Annotated in this window: 25 protein-coding genes; 21 read left to right on the plus strand and 4 right to left on the minus strand. The window is 46.1% G+C overall.

Going from position 1 to position 21,931, the window contains the following annotated elements; all coding sequences use genetic code 11:
• Positions 1-14 precede the first annotated feature (14 nt).
• Positions 15-1,424, minus strand: a complete 1,410-nt coding sequence (locus tag HNR77_RS03860; RefSeq protein WP_221443678.1) for a Tle-like phospholipase domain-containing protein — start codon at positions 1,422-1,424, stop codon at positions 15-17.
• Between the two features lie 58 nt (positions 1,425-1,482).
• On the opposite strand from HNR77_RS03860, the gene HNR77_RS03865 reads away from it, so the two are divergent.
• The 9 genes from HNR77_RS03865 to HNR77_RS03905 all read left to right on the plus strand — a co-directional run bounded on the left by HNR77_RS03865 (position 1,483) and on the right by HNR77_RS03905 (position 10,135).
• Entirely contained in the window at positions 1,483-1,782 is a 300-nt protein-coding gene (locus HNR77_RS03865) for a hypothetical protein (protein WP_110899743.1), read from the plus strand.
• Between the two features lie 109 nt (positions 1,783-1,891).
• Positions 1,892-2,134, plus strand: a complete 243-nt coding sequence (locus tag HNR77_RS03870; protein WP_184180918.1) for a hypothetical protein — start codon at positions 1,892-1,894, stop codon at positions 2,132-2,134.
• Positions 2,135-2,252: 118 nt separating this feature from the next.
• Positions 2,253-2,576 carry a hypothetical protein gene (locus HNR77_RS03875; RefSeq protein WP_184180920.1) on the plus strand — a complete coding sequence of 108 codons (324 nt, stop codon included), beginning with the start codon at positions 2,253-2,255 and terminating at the stop codon, positions 2,574-2,576.
• Positions 2,577-2,694: 118 nt separating this feature from the next.
• Positions 2,695-3,096, plus strand: a complete 402-nt coding sequence (locus tag HNR77_RS03880; RefSeq protein WP_184180922.1) for a hypothetical protein — start codon at positions 2,695-2,697, stop codon at positions 3,094-3,096.
• Positions 3,097-3,214: 118 nt separating this feature from the next.
• Positions 3,215-3,418, plus strand: a complete 204-nt coding sequence (locus HNR77_RS03885) for a hypothetical protein (protein WP_244214030.1) — start codon at positions 3,215-3,217, stop codon at positions 3,416-3,418.
• An 84-nt stretch (positions 3,419-3,502) separates the two neighbouring features.
• The gene (locus HNR77_RS03890; protein WP_184180924.1) at positions 3,503-4,708 is read left to right on the plus strand and encodes an S-layer homology domain-containing protein; all 1,206 of its coding nucleotides are present in this window, start codon (positions 3,503-3,505) and stop codon (positions 4,706-4,708) included.
• 586 nt (positions 4,709-5,294) lie between these two features.
• Positions 5,295-8,078: a DUF5704 domain-containing protein gene (locus tag HNR77_RS03895; protein ID WP_311768565.1), complete on the plus strand. Its 2,784-nt coding sequence runs from the start codon at positions 5,295-5,297 to the stop codon at positions 8,076-8,078.
• A 126-nt stretch (positions 8,079-8,204) separates the two neighbouring features.
• Complete coding sequence (locus tag HNR77_RS03900) at positions 8,205-9,401, plus strand: WXG100 family type VII secretion target (protein WP_184180925.1); 1,197 nt, start codon at positions 8,205-8,207, stop codon at positions 9,399-9,401.
• Entirely contained in the window at positions 9,398-10,135 is a 738-nt protein-coding gene (locus tag HNR77_RS03905) for a hypothetical protein (protein ID WP_184180927.1), read from the plus strand. Before HNR77_RS03900 ends, HNR77_RS03905 begins: the two co-directional genes overlap by 4 nt.
• A gap of 223 nt (positions 10,136-10,358) precedes the next feature.
• Here the strand turns inward: HNR77_RS03905 and HNR77_RS03910 are convergent, their stop codons facing one another.
• Positions 10,359-10,796 (minus strand): hypothetical protein, encoded by a 438-nt coding sequence (locus HNR77_RS03910; protein ID WP_184180929.1) that lies wholly within the window; start codon positions 10,794-10,796, stop codon positions 10,359-10,361.
• Between the two features lie 266 nt (positions 10,797-11,062).
• Here HNR77_RS03910 and HNR77_RS03915 point away from each other — a divergent pair, with 266 nt between their 5' ends.
• From HNR77_RS03915 to HNR77_RS03965, 11 genes are all read left to right on the plus strand, one after another.
• Complete coding sequence (locus HNR77_RS03915; protein WP_184180931.1) at positions 11,063-12,034, plus strand: phosphotransferase family protein; 972 nt, start codon at positions 11,063-11,065, stop codon at positions 12,032-12,034.
• Positions 12,035-12,078: 44 nt separating this feature from the next.
• Entirely contained in the window at positions 12,079-13,077 is a 999-nt protein-coding gene (locus HNR77_RS03920) for a glycosyltransferase (RefSeq protein ID WP_184180933.1), read from the plus strand.
• A 112-nt stretch (positions 13,078-13,189) separates the two neighbouring features.
• Positions 13,190-13,474 (plus strand): hypothetical protein, encoded by a 285-nt coding sequence (locus HNR77_RS03925; RefSeq protein WP_184180935.1) that lies wholly within the window; start codon positions 13,190-13,192, stop codon positions 13,472-13,474.
• A gap of 92 nt (positions 13,475-13,566) precedes the next feature.
• Positions 13,567-14,034, plus strand: coding sequence for a hypothetical protein (locus tag HNR77_RS03930; RefSeq protein ID WP_184180937.1), 468 nt, complete (start codon positions 13,567-13,569; stop codon positions 14,032-14,034).
• Positions 14,035-14,207: 173 nt separating this feature from the next.
• On the plus strand, positions 14,208-14,369 hold the full coding sequence (locus HNR77_RS03935) for a hypothetical protein (protein ID WP_167433997.1): 162 nt from the start codon (positions 14,208-14,210) through the stop codon (positions 14,367-14,369).
• A 101-nt stretch (positions 14,370-14,470) separates the two neighbouring features.
• Positions 14,471-16,585 (plus strand): ribosomal protection-like ABC-F family protein, encoded by a 2,115-nt coding sequence (gene abc-f / locus HNR77_RS03940; RefSeq protein ID WP_184180939.1) that lies wholly within the window; start codon positions 14,471-14,473, stop codon positions 16,583-16,585.
• Between the two features lie 316 nt (positions 16,586-16,901).
• The gene (locus tag HNR77_RS03945; protein WP_260410279.1) at positions 16,902-17,450 is read left to right on the plus strand and encodes a hypothetical protein; all 549 of its coding nucleotides are present in this window, start codon (positions 16,902-16,904) and stop codon (positions 17,448-17,450) included.
• Complete coding sequence (locus HNR77_RS30575) at positions 17,450-17,842, plus strand: hypothetical protein (RefSeq protein ID WP_311768566.1); 393 nt, start codon at positions 17,450-17,452, stop codon at positions 17,840-17,842. The genes HNR77_RS03945 and HNR77_RS30575 overlap by 1 nt, the downstream gene beginning before the upstream one ends.
• A gap of 20 nt (positions 17,843-17,862) precedes the next feature.
• Entirely contained in the window at positions 17,863-19,257 is a 1,395-nt protein-coding gene (locus HNR77_RS03955) for a glutathionylspermidine synthase family protein (protein WP_184180941.1), read from the plus strand.
• Entirely contained in the window at positions 19,239-19,643 is a 405-nt protein-coding gene (locus HNR77_RS03960; protein WP_184180943.1) for a DUF350 domain-containing protein, read from the plus strand. The genes HNR77_RS03955 and HNR77_RS03960 overlap by 19 nt, the downstream gene beginning before the upstream one ends.
• Before the next feature lie 113 nt (positions 19,644-19,756).
• On the plus strand, positions 19,757-20,704 hold the full coding sequence (locus HNR77_RS03965; RefSeq protein ID WP_184180945.1) for a nucleoside hydrolase: 948 nt from the start codon (positions 19,757-19,759) through the stop codon (positions 20,702-20,704).
• 119 nt (positions 20,705-20,823) lie between these two features.
• On the opposite strand, the gene HNR77_RS30135 is transcribed toward HNR77_RS03965, so the two are convergent.
• Both HNR77_RS30135 and HNR77_RS30140 read right to left on the minus strand, forming a co-directional pair.
• Positions 20,824-21,096, minus strand: a complete 273-nt coding sequence (locus HNR77_RS30135; protein ID WP_311768567.1) for a heme-binding protein — start codon at positions 21,094-21,096, stop codon at positions 20,824-20,826.
• A complete protein-coding gene (locus HNR77_RS30140; protein ID WP_260410280.1) occupies positions 21,086-21,217 on the minus strand; it encodes a hypothetical protein in 132 nt (43 codons plus the stop codon). Before HNR77_RS30140 ends, HNR77_RS30135 begins: the two co-directional genes overlap by 11 nt.
• A 159-nt stretch (positions 21,218-21,376) precedes the next feature.
• Here HNR77_RS30140 and lspA point away from each other — a divergent pair, with 159 nt between their 5' ends.
• Positions 21,377-21,859 (plus strand): signal peptidase II, encoded by a 483-nt coding sequence (lspA, locus tag HNR77_RS03975; RefSeq protein WP_184180947.1) that lies wholly within the window; start codon positions 21,377-21,379, stop codon positions 21,857-21,859.
• The last annotated feature ends 72 nt before the right edge of the window (positions 21,860-21,931 follow it).

Below are 21,931 nucleotides of genomic sequence, written 5' to 3' on the forward strand. Positions count from 1 at the left end.
CTCTATCGCTCCTTCTAAACTTCGTCGGCTTGCCTGAAATCTTCGGCTTTCTGATTAATATATTTGGCAATGCTTTGTACTTCTTCTTCGTACCAACGGCTGAACTTGTGTAGGTCACTTGTCAAACGATCAACAATAGGCTCAAGAGAACGGCTGTCACTTGATTCAATCAGTCTAAGAATGGCATTGGTTGCTGTAGGCAGACTGGCTTGGAATTCGTCGACATGCTGCTGCATCTTCTGCCCAGCCCGTTGAAGGTTCTCAAGTGAGAGCTGAATGGTAACCCCTGCGCCAGCAGCGAGTGTCTGTCCAAGAGGTCCCAGATACGCACCGTACTTTTCAATGAGTTGATTCACCGTATCCTTCATCTTTTCATTGGCGAGTAATGAATTTAAGTATTCGGTGTATCTCGGATTCCCGCCAATTAACGTACCATCTGTGGTATAGAGTGTATTGGTGATAAAACCATTTTCGTCAAATTTGAAATTCTCCAAGCCGTGCGCCTTTTCTCCGCCAAATGAGTTGTATATCTTTTCAAACATTTTTGTACCAGGTGAACCTTCACCTAAAGGAATTGTAACTGAAGTAAACGTGACGTTTTTCCAGAAGGGGGTGAACATATTAAATGAAGAACCATCTGTATTGGATATAAGTGGAACCTTGAATTGGAGATATTGCTTATTGGCTTCTTCATATGTACGATCAATCATAATTGTATTCGCTGCATGCCGTGTTGCAGTGCTTGAGAAACCTGACCCCACCCCATCGCCTGGGCTGACGTAAGCTGTATTTTTCTTGTCGTATTCTCCTGCGTCAATCTTCTTTAGAATTTCATCTGAGACAACGGCTCGAATGCTGGCAGGGTTGTATGTAGTGGATGACAGATTATTATGTACAGCTGTATATTGAGCAAGTGCGCCACCCAACGAGTGACCAGTTGTAGATATCTCCGCATTAGGATAGGCCTCTTTGACCTCTCGGTACAGTTTTTCGGCTAGATAGAATTGGTTGTTCTCATAACGCTCTTTTGTTGAAAGATCCTTTACGGATGGATTTGATAAAATGTCAGGATTCTTCTCAATTGTACTCCTAAGGGTTTTGTAACGCCCTCCAACAACATCAATGCCATCAGTTGCAATATCCGGCACTTTACCCCACGACATATCAGGTTCAGTTCCTCTGTACCCGATAACCACTTGATTATCCTTTTTATTGTAATAAACGACTGCATCAAATCCAGAGCCATTAGTGTCATTAAGTGTAGAATTAGGTAAACTAGCACGTATCCAATTTTCTCTGAACTTTATGTCTTTGGGACTAATGTCCCTATTATAGGAGTCTTGGGACATCGCATGTAGAAGTTCATCATTTAAGAAATTCACTGTATTTACCTTCCTATCTGAGTTATTATTAAAATCATACATATTATCCCAAACGTAATCAAGGAGGAAGATTCCAGTTAAGAAAAAATTCAAAATCTCAGTGATTATTTTGTCTGTAGTTGTCCTTTTCTTCAGTTTTGTAATGATCAAGGATCACCTTAACGATAAGAGAATTGTAGAAAGAGCTACGGTTATAGGTGAAAAATACTTTATGGATAATTACGGTGTGTCTGTTAAGTTTATTGATTCTCAGGTCATGGCTGCGTATGTCACTACTAGAGTTGTATTATACGGATACATTGTGGGTAAGGAGGAAGACCAGGTTTATATTAGTATTGATTATCGTAATTATGAAGTTAAAGACACAGGTGTTCCTGTCGATCTTGAGAAAAAGAAATAATTTTTTACGCAAAGGATTTGTATAGAAAATAAGTCGTAAATGGAGGATCATATTAATCGTTTTTGCAGCTTTCACTTTATTAGTAGGTGGTTGTGCAGTTACATATCATGTGAAAAATAATAATATCGTCAAAAAGGCAACGCCTATAGGATTAGAATATTTTAAAAAAGAGTATAACGTTGACGTGGAGTTCACGGATTCTCAGGTTTTTGCTGGTTACGTATCTTCAAAGGTTATTTTATACGGACATATTAAGGGTGATGAGAATGAGGCAATTAATATAGCGATTAATTACAATACTTATGAGGTTGAACGTGCAGGTGGGCCGAAGTGGCTGATACACCCAGATTAACTTAACATTGAAAATATATTCACCTCTCCATATTTGAAGCCCGCGTTTTAATATATGGGACTACCTGTCGATCATGAGAAGGATAAATGATTTCTTACGCAAAGGATTTGTTTAGAAGATGAGTCGTAGATGGAGGATCACATTAATCGTTTTTGTAGCTTTCACTTTATTAGTTGGTGGTTGTGCGGTTACATATCATGTGAAAAATAGTAATATCGTTAAAAAAGCAACGCCTATAGGATTAGAATATTTTAAAAAAGAGTATAACGTTGACGTGGAGTTCACGGACTCTCAGGTTTTTGCTGGTTACGTATCCTCAAAGGTTGTACTATACGGACATGTTAAGGGTGATGAGAATGAAGCGATTAATATATGGATTAACTACAATACTTATGAAGTGGAAAATGTGGGTGGACCAAAGGGGTTGATACATCCAGAGTAACTCCCAGAAGAGGAATATATCCACATAGAAATATTATAAGCCCGCTTTTTCTATATGGGACTATCTGTAGACCTTGATAAAAAGAAATGATTTCTTACGCAAAGGATTTGTTTAGAAAATGAGTCGTAGATGGAGGATCATATTAATCGGTATTGCAGCTTTCACTTTATTAGTTGGTGGCTGCGCAGTTACATATCACGTAAAAAATAGTAATATCGTTAAAAAAGCAACCCCTATAGGGGTAGAGTATTTTAAAAAAGTATATGACGTAACTGTAGAATTCACAGATTCTCAGGTTATGGGTGAGTATGTCAGACCAGATGTAGTTCTGTATGGATACGTTAATAATGATGTAAATGAAAGGATTTCCATTGCGATTAATTACAACACGTATGAGGTGCAGTATGTTGGCGGACCAGAGTGGCTGTTAGAGAAGGGAGAAAAAATACTTCTCCGAAATACAAATTACAAAATTAATAGTGAGGTAAGACTATGCTTCGTCCGAGGAATATTACTGTGATACTAGTGATCTTGTTAGTCTTAGGAGGTTGCACAGGAATAACTTAGAGGCATTTCAAAGATCAAGAAACTTTAGATAGAGCAGAAGTCAATTGCAATAGAGTATCTGAAAGAAAAGTATGTATAAATTGGGTGTAACTATTACGAAAAAAGAGATGATGCCTAAGATGGCAATGAGTTGGGTGACTGTGTATGGTTACGTAAAAGGTCACAAAGAACAAACATTTAGTGTTTCTATTAATTATGAGACCAATCAAAAAGAGTCTTTTATGTATAGTCAACAATTAAAGAAAGTATTGCAAGCAGAAGGAAGGCTCCAATAATTAATATAGGCTTTTACATATGTAGAGAACGTGAATTCAAGGATTTCAAAATAACAAAAATCAATTCATCGGAGGATGGGACAAATGAAAAAAATCATGTTACCTATAATGAGTGCAGTGTTAGGCATGTCAGTATTACTTTCTTCGCAGGCTTCGGCAGCCACAACTTTTAAAGACGTGCAGGCGAATCACTGGGCAAAATCGGCTATTGAATCGGCTGTATCCAAAGGATATTTCAAGGGATACGGTAACGGTCTGTTTAAACCCAATGCATCTGTAACACGGGCTGAATTTGCGTCCCTTATTTCCCGTGTGGCTAAAGCGTTGCCGCTTTCGGAAGCAGGAGCAACGGATTCCTTTAAGGATTTGGAAGGACATTGGAGTAAGGCGGAGGTAGATCGGGCTGTTTCGCTAGGTTTTATCCAAACTAAAGATTACCCGAACGGATTCAAACCCAATACGCCGATCACTCGGGAAGAAATGGCCAAGTGGATGAGTTCCGGATTAATGGCGTCCAGTGATGAGTACAAGAAGGCATTTGTTGAAACAAAAGAAACGTTACTTCCTGTCAAAGAGGCATTTAAACCAGGTATTGCTCAGGCGAAGCTTCCTTACCTTGCGATTGCGATGGGAACAAACTTAATGAACGGCTTTCCCGATGGAACGTTTGGTATGGAGAAAACGACAACACGTGCCGAGTCTTCTGCTATCTTGTTAAGGCTTGAAGGTGTGCTGAAAAAAGACGCAACCAGCTTTGATGATCTGAACGAGCTACGGATGGTGGGAATTAAAAAGACGAATCTTGAATTGGTATCTAGTTTAACAACAGGTAAGACTTCTATAGCAGATATTTCAGGTAAGCGTAAGACGTTCCGTAATGGGGCCGGTTCTCTAGTGTTTCAACGTTTGCTTGCTGTTAATGTTAGTGACTGGAACAAGAAAAAAAGTATCTATGCACCTTTATTTGTGAATGAATTAGATAAATCATTTTTGAATAGTAGAAATGTAATTCCTTTGTTTTCAGAGATTACTATTTATCCTAAAGCTACTGATTTCAGTGTTGCACATTATATGAATGGTGTTATGGATATGACAGGTGGGTTTAGGATAGATAATGGATTGGATGAAAAATTTGGATATCAAACTTTACCCAATATAGAAAGTGCACAATACTTTGCTAAACATAAAAGTGGTGTGAAGATGTGGGTGGTTAACTACATAAGTCTTAATAAGGCAAGTGGCCAGTTTAATATGGACGATGGATCTTTTGCATTCATTTTAATGAAATGAGGAGGAGTTTATGAAAAAAAAATTGGCTATTGTTTTTTTGTTATTTTCTTTTTTAGTAATATCTAATTTGCTTCCTGAGTTTGCTGAAGCTAATTTTGGCAACGGGTATCCCGATCAGAATTTAGAAGTCACGCCTCCGGGGTTGGCAAAAGGGAAGCAGGCAATTAGAGTTAAAGTTACTGGGGAAGCTAAACCTCGACCTAAAACAGTTTGGACCCAAACAGATACTGAAATTTGGGTGGCAACTCGAAATGAAGGAGATCGAGTTGAAACTTTAACACACAGCAGTGGAGATAGTGCTGTACCTAAAGAAAAGGCAGTAAGAGATAAAATAAATACTCTTAATTATATTCCTGCTTCTTTACAAGACATTAACGGAAATAGATTTAAGAGAGAATTTGTTAAATCAGTTGGGATAGATGACATTAGTTATGTAGAAGCACCAAGTTACAATCCGGTTAATGCTAAACCGAGCTTTGAGAGAGGACAATTATTTGCCATTTTAGAGACTAAAACGGGATATCCGAATGTTTTTTCTGATAAATATCAGTATAGTGTACGTGCAGATGGTGCCAAAAAGTTTCAAGTGGAATATTACACCCCTCTTCTAATCGACTTTAGTGGATACGTAACAGAAACCAAAGAGATTCGCGTTCGAGACGACATGCAGCTGAGAGTTGGTGATGTGAAGTCTCTAGTAGCAGAGGTTCGAACGAAGCAATATGATCAAGAATCTTTTGGAAACTGGGTAAACGTCTCGAAGCGTGCAGATCAGATTGATTGGTCATCCAATCGGAATGCGGTAGTTACAGTGGAACCAAAGACGGGAAAGATTACTGCTCACCAAGAGGGAACCGCAGTGATTACCGCCAAATGGAAAAACTCCGAAGAAGGGCCATATTACATATATGAATCAGTGACGATCACAGTAACAGAAAACCCAATAGAAATACCACACCAACCAGATGCAGCATGTACGGAGTCGCCATCAGGTGAAATGACAAAGGAGAGAATGGCTCCCAATCCCAGCGCAGTGATTAAAGCAGATCAACGCGGCAGCGAACCCTTTGATGTGCTTAAAGGGATACCAACATCCGAAAGTTTGTACGGTAATGTGTTCAGTATGAATTACTTATTTAAAAGCAAGTTCGTGAACATGAAGGGAACTTGTACGTACACAGTTGTTGTTAATAAAACATATAACAAAACGTGGACAAGAGAAGAAACAGTTTCTGATGGAAATGGTGGAACAACAACGGAACGTATCCCTATGAGCCGTCCAGTTACAGTTCCATATTCGTATACAGTGAAAAGGGATTTCGATTATTGGAAAATTGATTCTCTTCTTGTTTATGAAATTACCAATGCGATCTTGAAAAACTATGCACTTAATCCTGAAATAGAGCTATTGCCAGCTGACTATAGTGGCCCTAGTTATGCGGCATCCACAAATGGTAGGTACTATGCGCCTAACGTACCAGCAAGCATTACTGCACCGTCACAAACAGTACCTGGGACGACTACAGAACCAGCCACACCTTCAGAAAACTTAAAACCACTGGCTGAGCAAGCGGTAGCCGAGGTTCAAGTAGAGAACGATTACTTGAAGTTTAAAAATACCGTAGTCATAAATAATCCAAAAGTCGAAAAGACAGCACCTAGACCTGGAGAGATACCAGATCCGGAAGTCATTCATAGGGATGTGCTGTATAGCCCAGATAATGAAATACCGAATAGTCTAGTCAACAAAAAAGATCAGCCAAGTACAGGTGAAATTAACTATGAATTGATGAGCGGTAATATTAATGATGGGAATGCAGAGGAAAAGTTCGATATTCCGGGGATTAATACGGTCACAGTTCATACCCCGGTCGTTAACTATTCTCTCGTATCGGATGATCAGCCGCATAACCAGAAAACCGTACCTAACATGAATCGCTCTGCTCTAATCCTGGAGCGTCCATTCACGGTGCGCATGCCTACCAGTGGCCAGCATCTGGATGTTGGCTCGTATCCGGGGTACGGGAATCGGGACTATGCCAAATATTATCGGATTAAACAGGTGAGGTTCCCTTTTGATGTATATAGCGAAGACCGGACGCAGTTTTATCCGAGGAATACGTGGATTGATGTTCCGGTGTATGTCCTGGATACGACCTTCTATCTTCCGGTTTGGGTCGACGAAGGGGATTACCAGGTACAGTTCCGCAATATTGCCGAGAATGCCCCGGATGATTTCGAAAACATGTCTCGCAGTAATGCGCAGCCAGATGCCAATACCGATCTAACGTATCATCTGGCGAGTGACGAAGTATCTGTAGAAGTGATCGGCAGGTTGTACGATTTTGAAATCACAGATATCGCTGATTACAACTGGGAACTGGTCTTCCGCCGCTTCAAGGGAAGCATTGCCCCGACGTGGATTAGCTACTGGACAGGCACAAAGAATATTGATGGGGACAAGCGCGGTAATTTTTCACAGTTTACCGTACCGATTCGTCCCGGAAGCCATCCGCTTCAGGGGTATCAGAATGTAGCAATTAAGACGGGGTATCATTTTAAATTCGATTTTAAAACCAAAGGCAATATGTTCGGCCCACGAGATGGCATTCGGCTTACACCGACCTTTGATTTTGTGAGCAAGGATGGAAAAACGCGTGTCCCAGTCGATCTGTACTACTCGACCAATCAGCGGAATTTTATCCGCATTGGTTCGGCAGAGGATCAGGTGAAGCGGTTTGTCATTCTGAATGATCGGATGCGTCAGGTGCCTGCCGTGCAGCTGCGTGATACCGCAACGTACAAGTACAATCGCTATGGTGAGATACACCCGGGGATGATGAGCGAGCAAGCGTATCAAGAATACTACCGGGACACGTTTACGAAGATGAAAACACCCGTCGGTGGATACAGCCTGCTGCTGATGCCAGAGCAGCTACGGACGTTTATCGGGCCGAAAACGAACATTCCAGTCACAGCCAGCGCAGATGTACTGCGAGCCAATGCGGCGATTCAGCAATGGTATGGTGAGTATAGCTTGCCAGCAGAGCCCTATGTGGTTCAGGCCGGAACGAACCTGGCCGAGTATGGGCGAACGCATGGTGGACTGGATGCTAAATCACCGATTTTCCTGAAGAACGGATACATCGTGGTGAATTTTAACCTGGAATCTATTCGGGAAGGCAATCTCGCCGCTCCGCATCTGCAATATATCCATGCTCCGCTGATGAACCAGTGGCTGCTGGAAGGCTTCCAGCGTCAGGTGCAGGATAGCTATAACAACTCGTTTACGTTACGAGATGGAGATGTGGTCTTTTACCATGCAGATCGTTCCAGCCGGGATGATTTCAGTGCACAGGTGCCGCATTAAGCAAGATAGAGAAGACATTCTTAAATTAGATATCAGGGATCAAGGTGAGGAAAAGATCGCGTATAAGACGCGTTAGTTTTCACAAAAGAAGAAGTAGAGTCCGAACCTGGACAGATGGAGAACGTGATGAGTAGAATACAAGTGACCCCGGAGCGATTGTTTGAAGCGGCACGAGAGGTCGAGGAGACTCGCGAGCAAATGGAAGATACTCGCGAGGAACTCGTTCGCTTGATTCGCTGGATGGAATCGATGTGGTCGGGGATGGTACGAGAGCGGTTTCTAGAACGATTTGAAGAGAATCAGCCTAGGATGATCGAAACGTTGGAGAATTTAGCCCACATTGCGAGGGAGCTTCGAGAGATCGGCGTACGTTTTCAGCAGGCGGATGAAGTCAGCGGAGCAGCCGTAGCAGGAAACGTAGCGACGAAGTCGATCGGGCTGAAAGCAACGCAGAGCAATGATGGCAAGGGGTATGAGATGAAGTACGATCCCCAGTTCCATATTTGGTTACCGGTCAATGAAAAGGGCGTAACCGATCAGGCAGCCCTGCAAGCGTACGAACGAGATCATGGAAAGATCGATGTGACTAAGATGGGGCAACCGCCAGGGATCAATCCTGTCCCGGAACAGGATCTGATTCAGTTACAGATTGAAGCATTCGAGTTAGGAGTAAATCCATTTACAGGAGAGCCTGTCACAGACGATTACGCCAAGATGATGATCTCCTCCTTGAAGTGGAGTCAGATTGTAGCCGGGATTGGGATGGTTACGGGAAGTATGAAAAACGGCAAGGGTCCCTATAAGGGCCGCGGAAACAGTGCAGCACTGGACAAGGTGAAGCAGACGATTCGGGATGCAAAGGCGAAGCGGGAGAATTCGGGCAATGCGACTAACGGAGTAGGGAATGGTAAAGCTGTACCTAAAGGGTTTGAGAAACAGGCTAAATCTGCAATGGATATTAGTGCTAAAGCCAAGGAAGGAAAAATTAAATTCGCAAGTAACTATCATGGTAGACTAGGAAAAGAGAAAGAGCTAGAGATTTTATCAAAACCTGACGCAGTGTATGTTTCAGGAAACAATTCTCAAAACTTAATATATAGGAAAGGGGTTAATGTGGTAATAGTTGAGAGCAAGGGCAGTTCCAAAGGGAATGTAATTACGAGTTATGGACCAGATGGGGCACGAGGTGAAAGTGGTGCTGCTATATTTGGTGGAAAACCGACAGATCGTGGTATGCCCGTTACACATGATTCAATAGTAAAGGGCAATATTCCTACTCCTAGTGGAGGGACAATGCCACCTGCGACTCAAATTATGCCATGAAAATTATGAAATTGATAATTCAGAATAACTTAAGCAATTATAATGAAGAGATAAAATGGTACTTATCCAGTCAAATTATCTGGATTGGTAAGGCGAAAGATTTTAAAGAAGTAGAAAAACTAAAAAAAACCTCATATGGAAGTTTTGAGTGGTTATGGTCTGATGCGGATACTATTCTATTTAATAAAGAGGATTTGTCATTTACTGGGGCTGTTATAAAGCTAGCAGAGCCTATAAAAGTTATCAAAAAAAAAATCGATTTAAAAATGATTGAAGAAAAAAATGGAACAATTAAATTAACAGAAAAGAAAAATTTTAATAGTAAATTATCCCATATAGCAGAATATTATTCTCGAGAGGATACGATGATTTCTTACTCGAAGACATGGGATAAACTAGAGCGAGTAATTTTAGTGAATATGACTGGGAACTTTTCTTTTGTTCTTCAAAATAATGAGATGGTTGGGTTCGTTCTTAAGAATGCTAGTAAGCATATTATTTCTGATGACATTCATATGGACGAGGGAATAGGAGTTGTTGAATCTGACTTTGCTCTGCAAGTAAGCGCCTTTCTGGAATTAGTAGAAATGATGGAAAGTGATATACATGAGATTGAGGAATCGGAGTTGAAAAAATCATTTATTAGAATATACGATGAAATATTGCCTCATGAAGGAACGAACTATGTTGCGCTGAGAGACACAATATTAAATGTCATCGATTATATGGATTAAGGATATGGCTACATAGTGCGGAATAAACACACATGTGGTTTTGTATTTCGCTTGTTGTATGTAAGAGGTGAACTCTTTTATATTCGACGTCATGGCTGATTTTAATTAAATTTAACATATAAAGCTAGCATATGAAAAATAAAAGAAACTTTTAATACCGAATAATACCCTAAGGGGGGCCTTAGGGTATTTGTTTTGTTGAAAATTGCTTCTAGCTCCTAAACTATTTATTCACCTGATAGGAAGACGCGATCACTTCTACATAACTATCATACCCAACGACAAGGTAATGCTTCAGATCAAGCCGATTCCGGGGATCGAATAGCTTCCCTTTTTGGTCTAAAATGGGTGAATTCATCACCTTATAAAAGCCGGGATCGGGAGGATAGCCGTTTGTCTCCCAAAAGTGAAGTACATCCTCAGTGTAAGGGATCCCTTCAACCTGACCTGCATGTAGCTCGAAGAAATTAACCGTGATGCAGCGCAGTTCAGCAACGGTGCCGAAAGTGAGTTCGACTTCCCGGTATTGATCTAGAGGCACATCCCCACGCGTTTGCACATCTATACGTAAATTAACACCACCCGATTCAGTATAAGTGGCCTTCAGATCGGTTGTGGAGACGCGGAAATCTACTTTTTCAGGCATTAGTATAATGCTCATGGTCGTTCCTCCTGTAGATATTCAGGTTGATAAATTTTATCAAGTATTAAGAAGCCGCAGACTTTATTCGTCAATTATACCATGATCTTTAAAAGGGGACGAAAAGAGACGAATGCAACTGTATGAGGAGTTTTGTCCATGGCAAGAGCATGTTCGGCCCGAGGCTTTGCCCCCGGTAAGAAACACTACTTGCAGCCCACCTACCCACAACGTATGATGAATAGAAATCCTGTACGGAACGGTTAGATAGAAGGGAGGGTAAAGTTATGAAGAACAGCGGGAAAATAGAGAGCTGGGTGACCTCCGAAGGCATACTAGATGAACAGCAGATCATAGGAAGGCAAAAGATATACCAAGGGTTGAACGGAAGGCATGTGGAGCGGTTTACTGCTCAATCCGGTCAGACGTATATTTTCAAACCATTGACGAATCCTGCCCAGTATGGACGTGAACGCTGGATGTACGAGCATGTGATGCCGCAATTACCTCCGGTGTATCCGCAGCTCATCGCGGCTTCCAATCAGGAAGCTGCTCCAGAGCAGAGCTGGATGATCTACGAGGATATGGGCCAGCTGGAGCACTTCTTATGCGAATCGACCCTGATGCTTGCTGCTGCCCACATGGCGGAGTGGCATGCGCTGCCCATTACGTCATGGCAAGAACTGCCGCGAGTCGGCCACAAGCCCTCTATTCGAGATATGCTGCATGAACTGGAGAGGCACAGGCCAGCGACAGCTCAGCTGTTATCCAAGCTACATGTGACCTGGTCTGCATCGGACTGGGACAGGCTCATCACGCTGATACTCACAGCAGAGGAAGTGCTGCCGCTGGTGCTGTGCCATGGTGATCTGCACCCCGGCAATGTGGCAGATGTGGAGGGCAGGCTGGTTATTCTCGACTGGGAGCATGCTCACCTGAACACGCCATTATGGGACGTATACCATCTGCTCGACCTGTCGCATCCGCTCTTCCCTCGTACGATGACGCCCGAGCTGCGGGCGCGGGTCATGAAGGTGTATCTGGACAAGCTGGAGAGCCTTGGCGTGCAGGTTGAACGGGTTTCTTTTGCAAAATGGTACGATGCTTATACGATTGTATTCTCACTCTGGATGCTGCGTCTGATCGACGGTGATCTGAGGAATCCGAACTGTGTATGGCCGCAGGAACAGCTGCGCAATCAATGGCATGAGACGGCTGCGACGCTGGGGCAGTGCATAGAGCATATGAACGGGCATTAGAAATGAAATGTGCAAGTGAAGAATGGAAATAAGGGGTGACAGGTTTGCATAAAGTTGGACTGGTGATGCGTAAAATTCAATTCACAGAGGCTCAGGGACCGCGGGTGTTCGCGGATCGACTGAAGCAGATCGGTCTGGAGCTGGGCGTGGACATCGTGTTCATTTCGCCGGAGCGGCATGTCAGCGGTTACGATTGGCTGCCGGGGTACGAGCATGAGAAGGGGGATCTGGTGAACTATGATATCGTGCTGGATCAGATTCATAGTCAACATATCGAGCATGTGATCTATACGGTGTCGGGATTTACGTTTTTGAAAATGTTTCTGCCAAAGAGTGTGCTGTTTCCGCACAGCTTCCCTGACCCGGCACTGACGGGGTATGAGATGATGAAGCCCTTCTATACGATGGTGGATAAAGCGATTGTGCAGACGGAGTTTTTGAAAAGAGAGCTGGGGCGCAATTTCGGTGTGCATGACGTAAACGTCATTCCGATTGGCTTCAACGAAGAGCTGGCGCATCGCCATTATGATCCGAGTCAGGTCGTGCATAATCGCGTGCTCTGGATCGGGCGGGATGAGGCGAACCGCCGTCCCGACTTGGTGCTGGAATATGCCCGTCAGAACCCGGACAAGGAAGTGTATATGGTGTTTGGCGGTGTGCGTTATAAGGAGAGTATGAAAAAGTATGACATCCCGCATAACGTCAAGCTGAAGTTTGCATTGACCCAGGATGAGATATTTGTGCTGATGAATTCAGCCAAGGTGTACTGGAGCTGCTCGGCGTTTGATACGTTTGCGATGCCGCTGACGGAAGCGATGGCGATGGGGAAAATGGTCGTGAAGCCCGAGCACCCGTGCTACGGCCACATAAGGTCCACGCATGCCTTTGCCGGCAACGAGCATAACTGGTTTGAACTGCTGAACATGGCTGCGGCTGCGCCGCGCAGTGTATCGGAAGACAACCGCGAGTATGCGTTTGGTGCCTTTTCGCGAACCGTGATGAAGGAAGGGTATCGAAACTTTTTTGCAGAATGGTTGAAGTAAGAAGGGGTAGTATGGTTGTGCCTCAGGGACGGGTGCTCTGGGTGAGATCAAGTTTAGATACGGCTTTGCATTGAACGGTTATGAACTTTCCATCTGTGAGGAGGAGAACGTTATGGAAGTACTCATCTTGTGGACGCTAGGGATGTGGGGAGTTCAGCTGCTGATCGAATGGGTCGTGTATCGGCTGCAGGGACGCCGAATGACGTGGCTTCAGTCGATCCTGCCATGTCTGACGCTGCTTGGCGGGGCTGTTGTCATTATGATTAGCATTGATATGGATAGCTGGAACGGAATTGGCTATGCACTGCTTGGTTTTACCCTGGGTACATCAGGGCTTCTGACGTTGGTTACCGTAGCGATTACAGCTCTGGTGCTGCGGCGGCGTGGAAGGCAATAGACTTCAGGCCGAGATGTAGCCAAGCGCTGCGCGCGCGTGGAGCTGCGCGGCAACTGGTCGCGGCTGCTTGCCACAAGGGAAAGGAGCATGTGATGAACAGCATCATTTTGGAACACTGGTCTGCTGAACAGCGTGAGCTGCCTGGCATGAATTGCATTGCTTTTGCAGATGGAACGGTCATTATTTTAGATATCCGTAAATACGATGATCCGAACAGCGGAGAGCGAACCATGTATTGTTCTCCCCTGTGTGATACCACGATGGAGAGTGTGGAGAAGTACAACCCCGATTGCTGGACGACGGTGGATGCATGGACAAGTGTTGATTATCAAGGCGGGAAAATCGTTGGCGGGGACGGGGCTATGGGGAATGAAGGCTTCATTGCCTGTACTGATGCAGAAGACCGTTTAGTGTGGGGTATGTTTTTCGAGGATACGAATCCGATTAAAAAAATAAGTGTCAACGGCACTACATTAATCGCAATCAATGAACATGAAGAGCTGCGTATTGAGATGAACCTGCATAATATGGTCGATATCAAGATGACCTGTCTGCGGTAATTCCAGCATACGCTTATCACCGGATTTCCCCTTTGGAAAAGGGAGTCAAAAATCTGGGGATGCTGATGAAGGATTTCCATGATCGACGTGGGCATGGGTACATCCGGTGGTTGCAGAGAAACAGCCCGCTGTGCTATATTAACAGTACTTATGACAAAGGGAGGTGAAGACAGGTGAATCACAACATGCTTAACAACCGTATTAGCCAGCTGCCGATTGCTATGGCTGGCATTGTTCACACTTTTCCGAACAACGGGAGAAGTCTGTCCAATTTTGAATATACGGAAATTAACATGTGTGAGAAGATGCCTGCCTTGACCTCATTCGGACGATAAGCGTATTTGCTTTATTGCTTTCTGAAGGGCCGCGGAGCTAACCTCCTGCGGCTCTTTTTGTGTTGCGGTCAGGCTCTTCCAACTATAGGAGGAACCTTATTATGATGATCATTAGCGCGCAACAGCTGAAACAATATCACGGAGCACATCTGGTGCTGGACGGCATTACATTTGAAATTATGGAAGGGGATAAGGTTGCCCTCATCGGCCGCAACGGAAGCGGCAAAACAACCTTGATGCGTCTCATGGCCCGGTTAAGCCAGCCGGATGAAGGCCAGGTAATGCTGAAAAAAGACACAAAAATCGGATATGTAGCTCAAGTTCCCGAAGGGCTGGATGACCATACTGTACTGGATGTACTGGGACTTGGATTTCGGGAGCTGATCGCATGTCGTACACAGATGAAGGAACTGGAGCAGCAGATGTCTGATCCGGCCTGTGCGGCCGATCCGGAGCAGCTGGAGCGTCTGCTCAAACGGTATGCGGCGCTGCAGGAGCGATTCGAGCGCGAAGGCGGTTATGAGATGGATGCACGGATTGACCAGGTTGCGGATGGACTGGATATTGCGAAGACTCATTATAGCTGGCGCTTCGGCTCTCTATCCGGTGGTGAGCAGACTCGGGTGGTGCTGGCTTCACAGCTCATTGTGAGTCCAGATCTGCTACTGCTGGATGAGCCGACCAACCATCTGGATCTGGAGCGGGTGGAGTGGCTGGAAGGTTTTTTGCGTGAATACAACGGCACGGTTGTTCTCATCTCGCATGACCGCTATTTCCTGGATCGGGTGGTGACACGCACGCTGGAGTTGGAGGATGGCGAGGCGGAAACGGCTGCAGGTGGATATACCGAATATATGAAGGTGAAGGAACAGCGGCTGCTGAAGCAGTTTGAGGAATTCAAGGAGCAGCAGAAGGTTATCAAAAAAATGAAGGAAACGATTCGCCAGCTGGAGGAATGGGGCCGTGTTGGAGGCAATGAGAAGTTTTTCCGGCGTGCGGCCTCCATGCGCAAAGCGCTGGAGCGGATGGAGCAGGTGAAGCGGCCTGTGCTGGAGCGCCGTCATGCAGATTTCGATGTGCGTCCTACAGATCGCACGGGGAAACGTGTGGCGGTGCTGGAGGATGTGGAGAAACGATACGGCGACCGGGATATTTTACGAGGCGTGTCTGCTCTGCTGGAATATGGCGACAAAACGGCCTTGATCGGCCGCAACGGTTCGGGTAAAACAACGTTGTTCAGACTATTGCTCGGTGAGGAGCAGCCGGATGCAGGCAAGCTGGAATGGGGTGCACGTGTAGATGTGGGTTATCTCGCACAACAGGAGGAGCCGTTGAACCCCAAGCTCAGCGTGCTGGAGCACTTCCGTCTGGAAGCAGGTGTGGAGGAAGGAGAGGCACGCGGCATATTGGCTCGATATCTGTTCTATGGTGCAGATGTTTTTCGCTCGGTCGGACAGCTGTCTGGCGGAGAGTGGACCCGTCTGAGGCTGGCGTTGCTGGTGCAGCGCAAACCGAATGTACTTTTATTGGATGAGCCGACCAACCATCTCGATATTGCTTCAAGAGAGGCGCTGGAGGATTCGCTTGCTGATTTTGAAGGGACTGTGCTTGCGATCTCGCATGATCGTTACTTTGTGAATCGCCTTGCTTCCCGAGTATGGGAGCTGGAGGAGGGTCAGCTGACAACGTACCTTGGGGATTACGAGGCGTATCGGGAGAAGAAGCTGGAACTGCAGAACCGTGGAGCGAAAGATATATCACGGGATCGGGGAGCAAGCGAAGTCGGAAATGGCTTGAAAACGGGGAGAAGGACTGAGGGGACAGACGGGAGCAGAACGGCGCAGGAGTCTGGACTGAAAGCAGGAGGCCGCGGACGGGGGACCGTATGTGCAGGCGGAGAGACTGTCCTGGGGCAATTTCAAGTTCATACTGCGCATGATGCTGGGCAGGGGAAAACGGATCAGGGGAACGACAACGGAAGTAGCAGTAGCAGTAGGAGTGGCAGTCGCAACCGAAACAGCAGCAGAAATGGGCAACAAGGATCTGTACAAAAATTGGAGCAGACGATGGCCCGAATAGAAGTTCAGATTCAGGAGCTTGATCGGCAGCTTGAGGCGTTAGCCCATGATTCGGCAGCTCTGGAGCAAACGTGGAACGAGCGGGAGCAGTTATCCGCGGCGTACGATGAGCTGTTGGCTCAATGGGCCGAGATGTGAGACAGAATTACAGTTGCAGCACAACGTTTGCACGTCAAAAGCATGAATGAGTCAGGGTAACTAGAGAAAAAGGACTTAAAGAACGTATAGGATTGTCTCACCATTGATATGTACTTGGGATGCATGGATGGATGTGAGGCAGTCCTTTTTTTGTGGCGTTTCGGTAGATTGCTTCAAATGCCGAATAAGGTCTGTGGCAATCGTTAGCGCGGCTGGAGGATTGGATATATGTAAGAGCATAGGCTGGAGCATACGATAGAAAATTCCATGTTTCTTTTTACATGTCATAGCGAATAGTGTAACTTTTTTCCTCCTCATGCGTTTAATACGTTTGTGTGTATTGAAACGGCTCATCTACGAGCTCGCAGAGAGGGAGGAGACAGCAATCTATTATTCATTGACGTATCGCAGCTGGTCGGAGGATAAGCAGGCAGAGATCGGTGTACTGGAACAGGCCTCGGTTACGCGGGATGAATTGTTCATGCGCAAGCTGGTGGACGCAACTCTGATGAAAAACAAATTATGGGCCCATCTGTCCAATGAATGTCAGGATCGGCGTGAGCACGCTATTTATGTGACAGCTTATGACCAGCAGATGCCGGAAGGGCACGGTGCTGCTATTGCGGATGCAGCGCTGGGCATGTGTAAAATGTCCTCGATGTACAGCCCGGAGTATATGCTGTGGAATGGGCGATCCTTTGAGGAACTGGAGCTTACGGAGTCTGCTGGCTACACGATGGAGCTGGCTGAGCAGCTGCTGGATCATTACATGGTTCGGGCGGGCAAGACGTATGAGATTCTGTATTCCGTGCTGGATACGGATCGCAAGAAAGTGCTGTTTTTCGTGAAAGAGGTGGATCTGTAATGAAGAAAGAAGAGGTGCAAAGGTCTTTATCTATGCAGGAGGCTGGAACGGGGACTGATTTTACGCCCGGCTCTGAGCCAGCGACTGTATCTGTTTCTCCAGAAGGTTCGAAATCAGCATCAGGTTCTAAACCGGGCTCCAAGGCCAAGCTGGTGGCCTTCTCGCTTATGCTTGCCGTGCCTGCGGTGCTTGCTGGATGTGGCAGTAATGACGAATGTGATCCTCAGTATGATGAAGGATGCGAGTACGATTCCAGCAGTGGTCATTACTATTATGGCGGATACGGCGGATCATCCTATCGCGGAAGCAAGGACGGCAGCAGCTCGTATAAAAGCTCTTCCAAATCCAAATCGAGCGGTTTCGGCAGCTTTTTCCGCAGCTCAGGAAGTTAAGGAAGAAGGAGGTTGGCTGCATGAGAACCGTATTTACACTTCCATTCAGTCACGATGAGGTTTTCTTAGGGGAAGCCGGAGAGAAGATTCCATATCATCGCATGTATGGCAAGCAGTATTGTGTGCCTTCACTAACGGTTTATACACCGGAGGAGCTGAATGAACTACGTACTGCAGCCGAGGCTGTGGACGCTATTTACAGTAAAGTCATGCGTTTTATCCAGCGGTATATGCCTGATTCGTTTCTGGAGGGACCGCTTGGCATTCATCCGGGGCTTATTCCGGCAGCACGGTTGGAGAGCGTTGCAGGCGGAATTACTCGTCAGGACTGGATCATAGGTGAAGCTGGCTTGAAATGTATTGAAAATAACACCGACACGCCTACGGGCATACCCGAATCAGCGGCACTTGAAAGCCTTCTGATCGGACTTGCGGCCGACCAGACATGGACTTCACCTTCAGCTCATATGGATGAGCGCATTCGGGAATGCTTTCGCTCCTGGTTAACGTTCTATGCCGAGCAGGGTTTGGAGGGGCCGGTTACATTCACTTCATATGGCGAGCATGTTGAGGATCGAACCAATACCACCTACTTGATGGAGCGTTGTCGTGAAGCCGGATATGATGTGCTGTATGCACCGCTTGAGGAGCTTGAGATTGTACCGGGAGAAGGACTGTATCATTATGGACGTGAAATCCGTCTCTTATATCGCCTGTATCCGCTGGAATATCTGATTGGGGATCGGGACGAGACGACGGGTGTAAACATTGGTGCTGCATTGATTGAGCTGGTACATGAAGGGCAGCTGGGGCTGATGAATCCGGTGCAGCATGTGCTGATGCAGAGCAAAGGCTTTATGGCTGCGATCTGGTCGTTGTATGAGCGGAATGAGCAGACGCCCGAGTACTGCGGGTTTACGCTTTTTGATGAGTCTGAGATGCAGGTAATTTCACGCTATCTGCTGCCAACGTACTTTACTGCGGCGCCGTTTGAGCAGAGCGCTGTGCCTTATGTAGCCAAGAGCTATTGGGGACGCGAGGGGCGTGGAACTCTTTTGCTGGATCAGGAAGAGGATCTGGGAACGACGGAGATGAACATGAAAACTCAGATGCAATCTGCAACGCTGGATAAAGATGAAAAAGACGATGCAGATGAAGAGATTGAAGCGTATTATGCAAATCAACCCAAGGTATATCAGCAGCTGGTGCCAATGGAGCAGGCGTCAATTCAGACGGAGGATGGCCCATACAGCGGTTATCTGTTGACGGGTGTATTTGTAATTGGAGGACGGTTCGCTGGCATGCTGCCGCGGGTCGGAGAGAAGGTCACTGGTGACATGGCCTATTATTGCGCAGCATCGGTGCGTGAACGGATGAATGATGAGGAGGAGAAGGAATGGAGAAGCTGGGATTAAACCTGTTAAATGTAGCGCTAGGTATGGGGATTTTGCTGGTGGTGCTGGTGTGTGGATACTTTGCTTTCAGCAAATTAACCCGGTATAACGATAGTGAGCAAATTGCAAAAGGCAATGAAGCGGCAGGTATGTATATGGGCAGCAAGCTGCTGGGGCTGTGTATTATTGTGGGGATGGTATCCTTCTCGACGCATGCGTGGCTGGATATGCTGCTGTGGTCCGCAGTGGGTATTATTATTCTGTGCCTGGTTTATATTATATTTGATTTCCTGACACCGAAAATGCGGGTATGTGAGGAAATTTCGCGTGGTAATATGGCGGTGGCACAGCTGCTTCGATCCATTATCATCGGTGTTTCCATCGTCATCGGTACGTTTTTGATGTAAAATAAACCCTGACGTTTTGCATAGATATATCCGTTGAATGAACTTGCTGATGTACACAATAATTGTTCAACGGATGTAGAACGAATCTTAGGTGGAAGAAGGAGCGCGGCAGCATGAGAAGAGTCATCATTGATACGGATACGGCAGGAGACGATACGATTGCGATCCTAACGGCATTGCATCACTTTCAGGTGGAGGGCATCACGATTACTGGCGGCAACGTGCAGTTTGACCAGGAGGTTGAAAATGCACTGTACACCGTACAGGTTGCCGGACACGGCGGCAAGGTCCCGGTATACAAAGGCTGCGAACGGCCGCTCATGGCCTATGGTCAGGCCCAGCACCGCACGGTGGAAGATGTGCACGGCGATGACGGCATGGGCGGTGCACATTTCCCCAAAGCCGATCAGCGTCCCGAGAGCGGGCATGCGGTTGATTTTATTATTGATAAGGTGCATGCAAACCCGGGGGCGATTGAACTGCTGGCGATTGCACCGCTAACCAACATTGCGATGGCGATTCAGAAAGATCCAACGATTATCCCTGAAATTGCCCATCTGTACATTATGGGTGGAACGAACAATGCGCTGGGCAATATCACACCGGCAGCGGAGTATAACTTCTATGTGGACCCTGAAGCGGCCAAAATTGTACTGCATGCAGGCATCCCGACTACGATGGTTGGCTGGGAGATGTGTACCCAATACTCGGTGATGGATGATGATGATCATGCCGAGATTGCAGCGCTGGGCTCATCCGGTGCGGAATTTTTCACGGCAATCAACAAGGTGGTTATGCAGTTTAACAAATCCGTACATAAACTGAACGGAACAACCCACCCGGATACACTGCTGATGGCCGTGGCGGCTGATGAGTCGCTCATGACCAAGTCCGGTCATTATTATGTCGATGTGGAAGCGGCTGGAGAACTGACTCGTGGATACAGCGTTGTTGACATTAACGGACGTTTTGGCAAAGCACCGAATGTACGTGTCTGTGAGGCGATTGATCGACCGAAGTTCAAGTCCATGCTGCTGGATGTGCTGTCTGCGATTAAGTAACTCATCTTTCATTGCAATGCAGATCGAAAAAGTTGAAAAGCATGCTGAACCCGCCTTATTACTTCATGAAGGCGGGTTTTATGCATTTAACGCCTAGTGAACACACAGATGAACAAAGGTCATGCCCCCAAAAACGAGCGAATGCCTGTAGTAACGAGGTCATGGTCCTCCTCATCAGGCAGACCGGATATCGTGATGGTGCCAACCTGTCCTTCCCCTTTTAAAATCAACGGAAATGCACCACCAGCGAGTACATAATCAGATTCAGGCAGATCGTAATCTTTCTCCAGAGTTTTGTTTTTGCGCCGAATCCAGTTTTCATTATCGGGATGAGTTCCTTCCATCGCATGAAGAAACAGACGATGTCCCTTTAGCGTAATATCAATGGTCACAGCCTGTGAGCGTTGCTGCTTCCTGAGTCAGATGTTGGCCGAGCTGTAGCGCTGTTTCGGAGTTGAACGTGTTCCATACTAACTCCTGTTCTTCCTGCTGCATCTGCTCGACACACGCCATGCTTGTACCTGCCCACGGCAAATGGTGGATTTTATCGGATGTTATAAGAGATGCGAGGCTGTCTCATTTGGAGGCGCTATAATTACTGTGGTAAAGTAAGAGGGTGCGCTTCGCTTGAACTTATAAGTGCAGCTTAAAGCAGGCAGGAGGGAATGGACGATGCTGTTTTATTTTGTCGCACTGCTGGTTACGCTGGTGGACCAGGGTACCAAAATTGCGGTTCGAATGTATATGGAGGTTGGCGAGGTGATGCGGCTTGGTGATTCGGGGATGCAGCTGCAGCATTATGAAAATAGCGGTATGGCGGGAAGCATGTTTCAAGGGAATGCACGTCTATTCGGAGTCATCGCTGTGTTGTTTATCGCAGGCATGCTCTATTATCGGCGCAAAGGCGAGATACGGGGATTCTGGATGCAGGCCGGGGCAGGCTTTATGGTCGGCGGTGCTCTCGGCAACGCCATAGATCGGTTTGTTTATGCACGGGTAACGGATTTTCTGGTGTTTCCGTCGGGACGAGGCATATTGAATCTGGCAGATGTGGCCATTAACATCGGTGTGGTGATGCTGATCATCGGCATGTTGATTCGTGTATACCAAGGATATCGGGAGAAGCGTCTGCGTAATGCGTTGCCTAAAGGGTAACGTTGATGGATAAAACCAATTGACCAATGATTGGTGAAGAATATTCTAATGTATAGTTGTAACAAAAAGCCG

Origin of the sequence: Paenibacillus sp. JGP012 (assembly GCF_014203995.1) — a bacterium.
GTDB lineage: Bacteria > Bacillota > Bacilli > Paenibacillales > Paenibacillaceae > Paenibacillus > Paenibacillus silvae.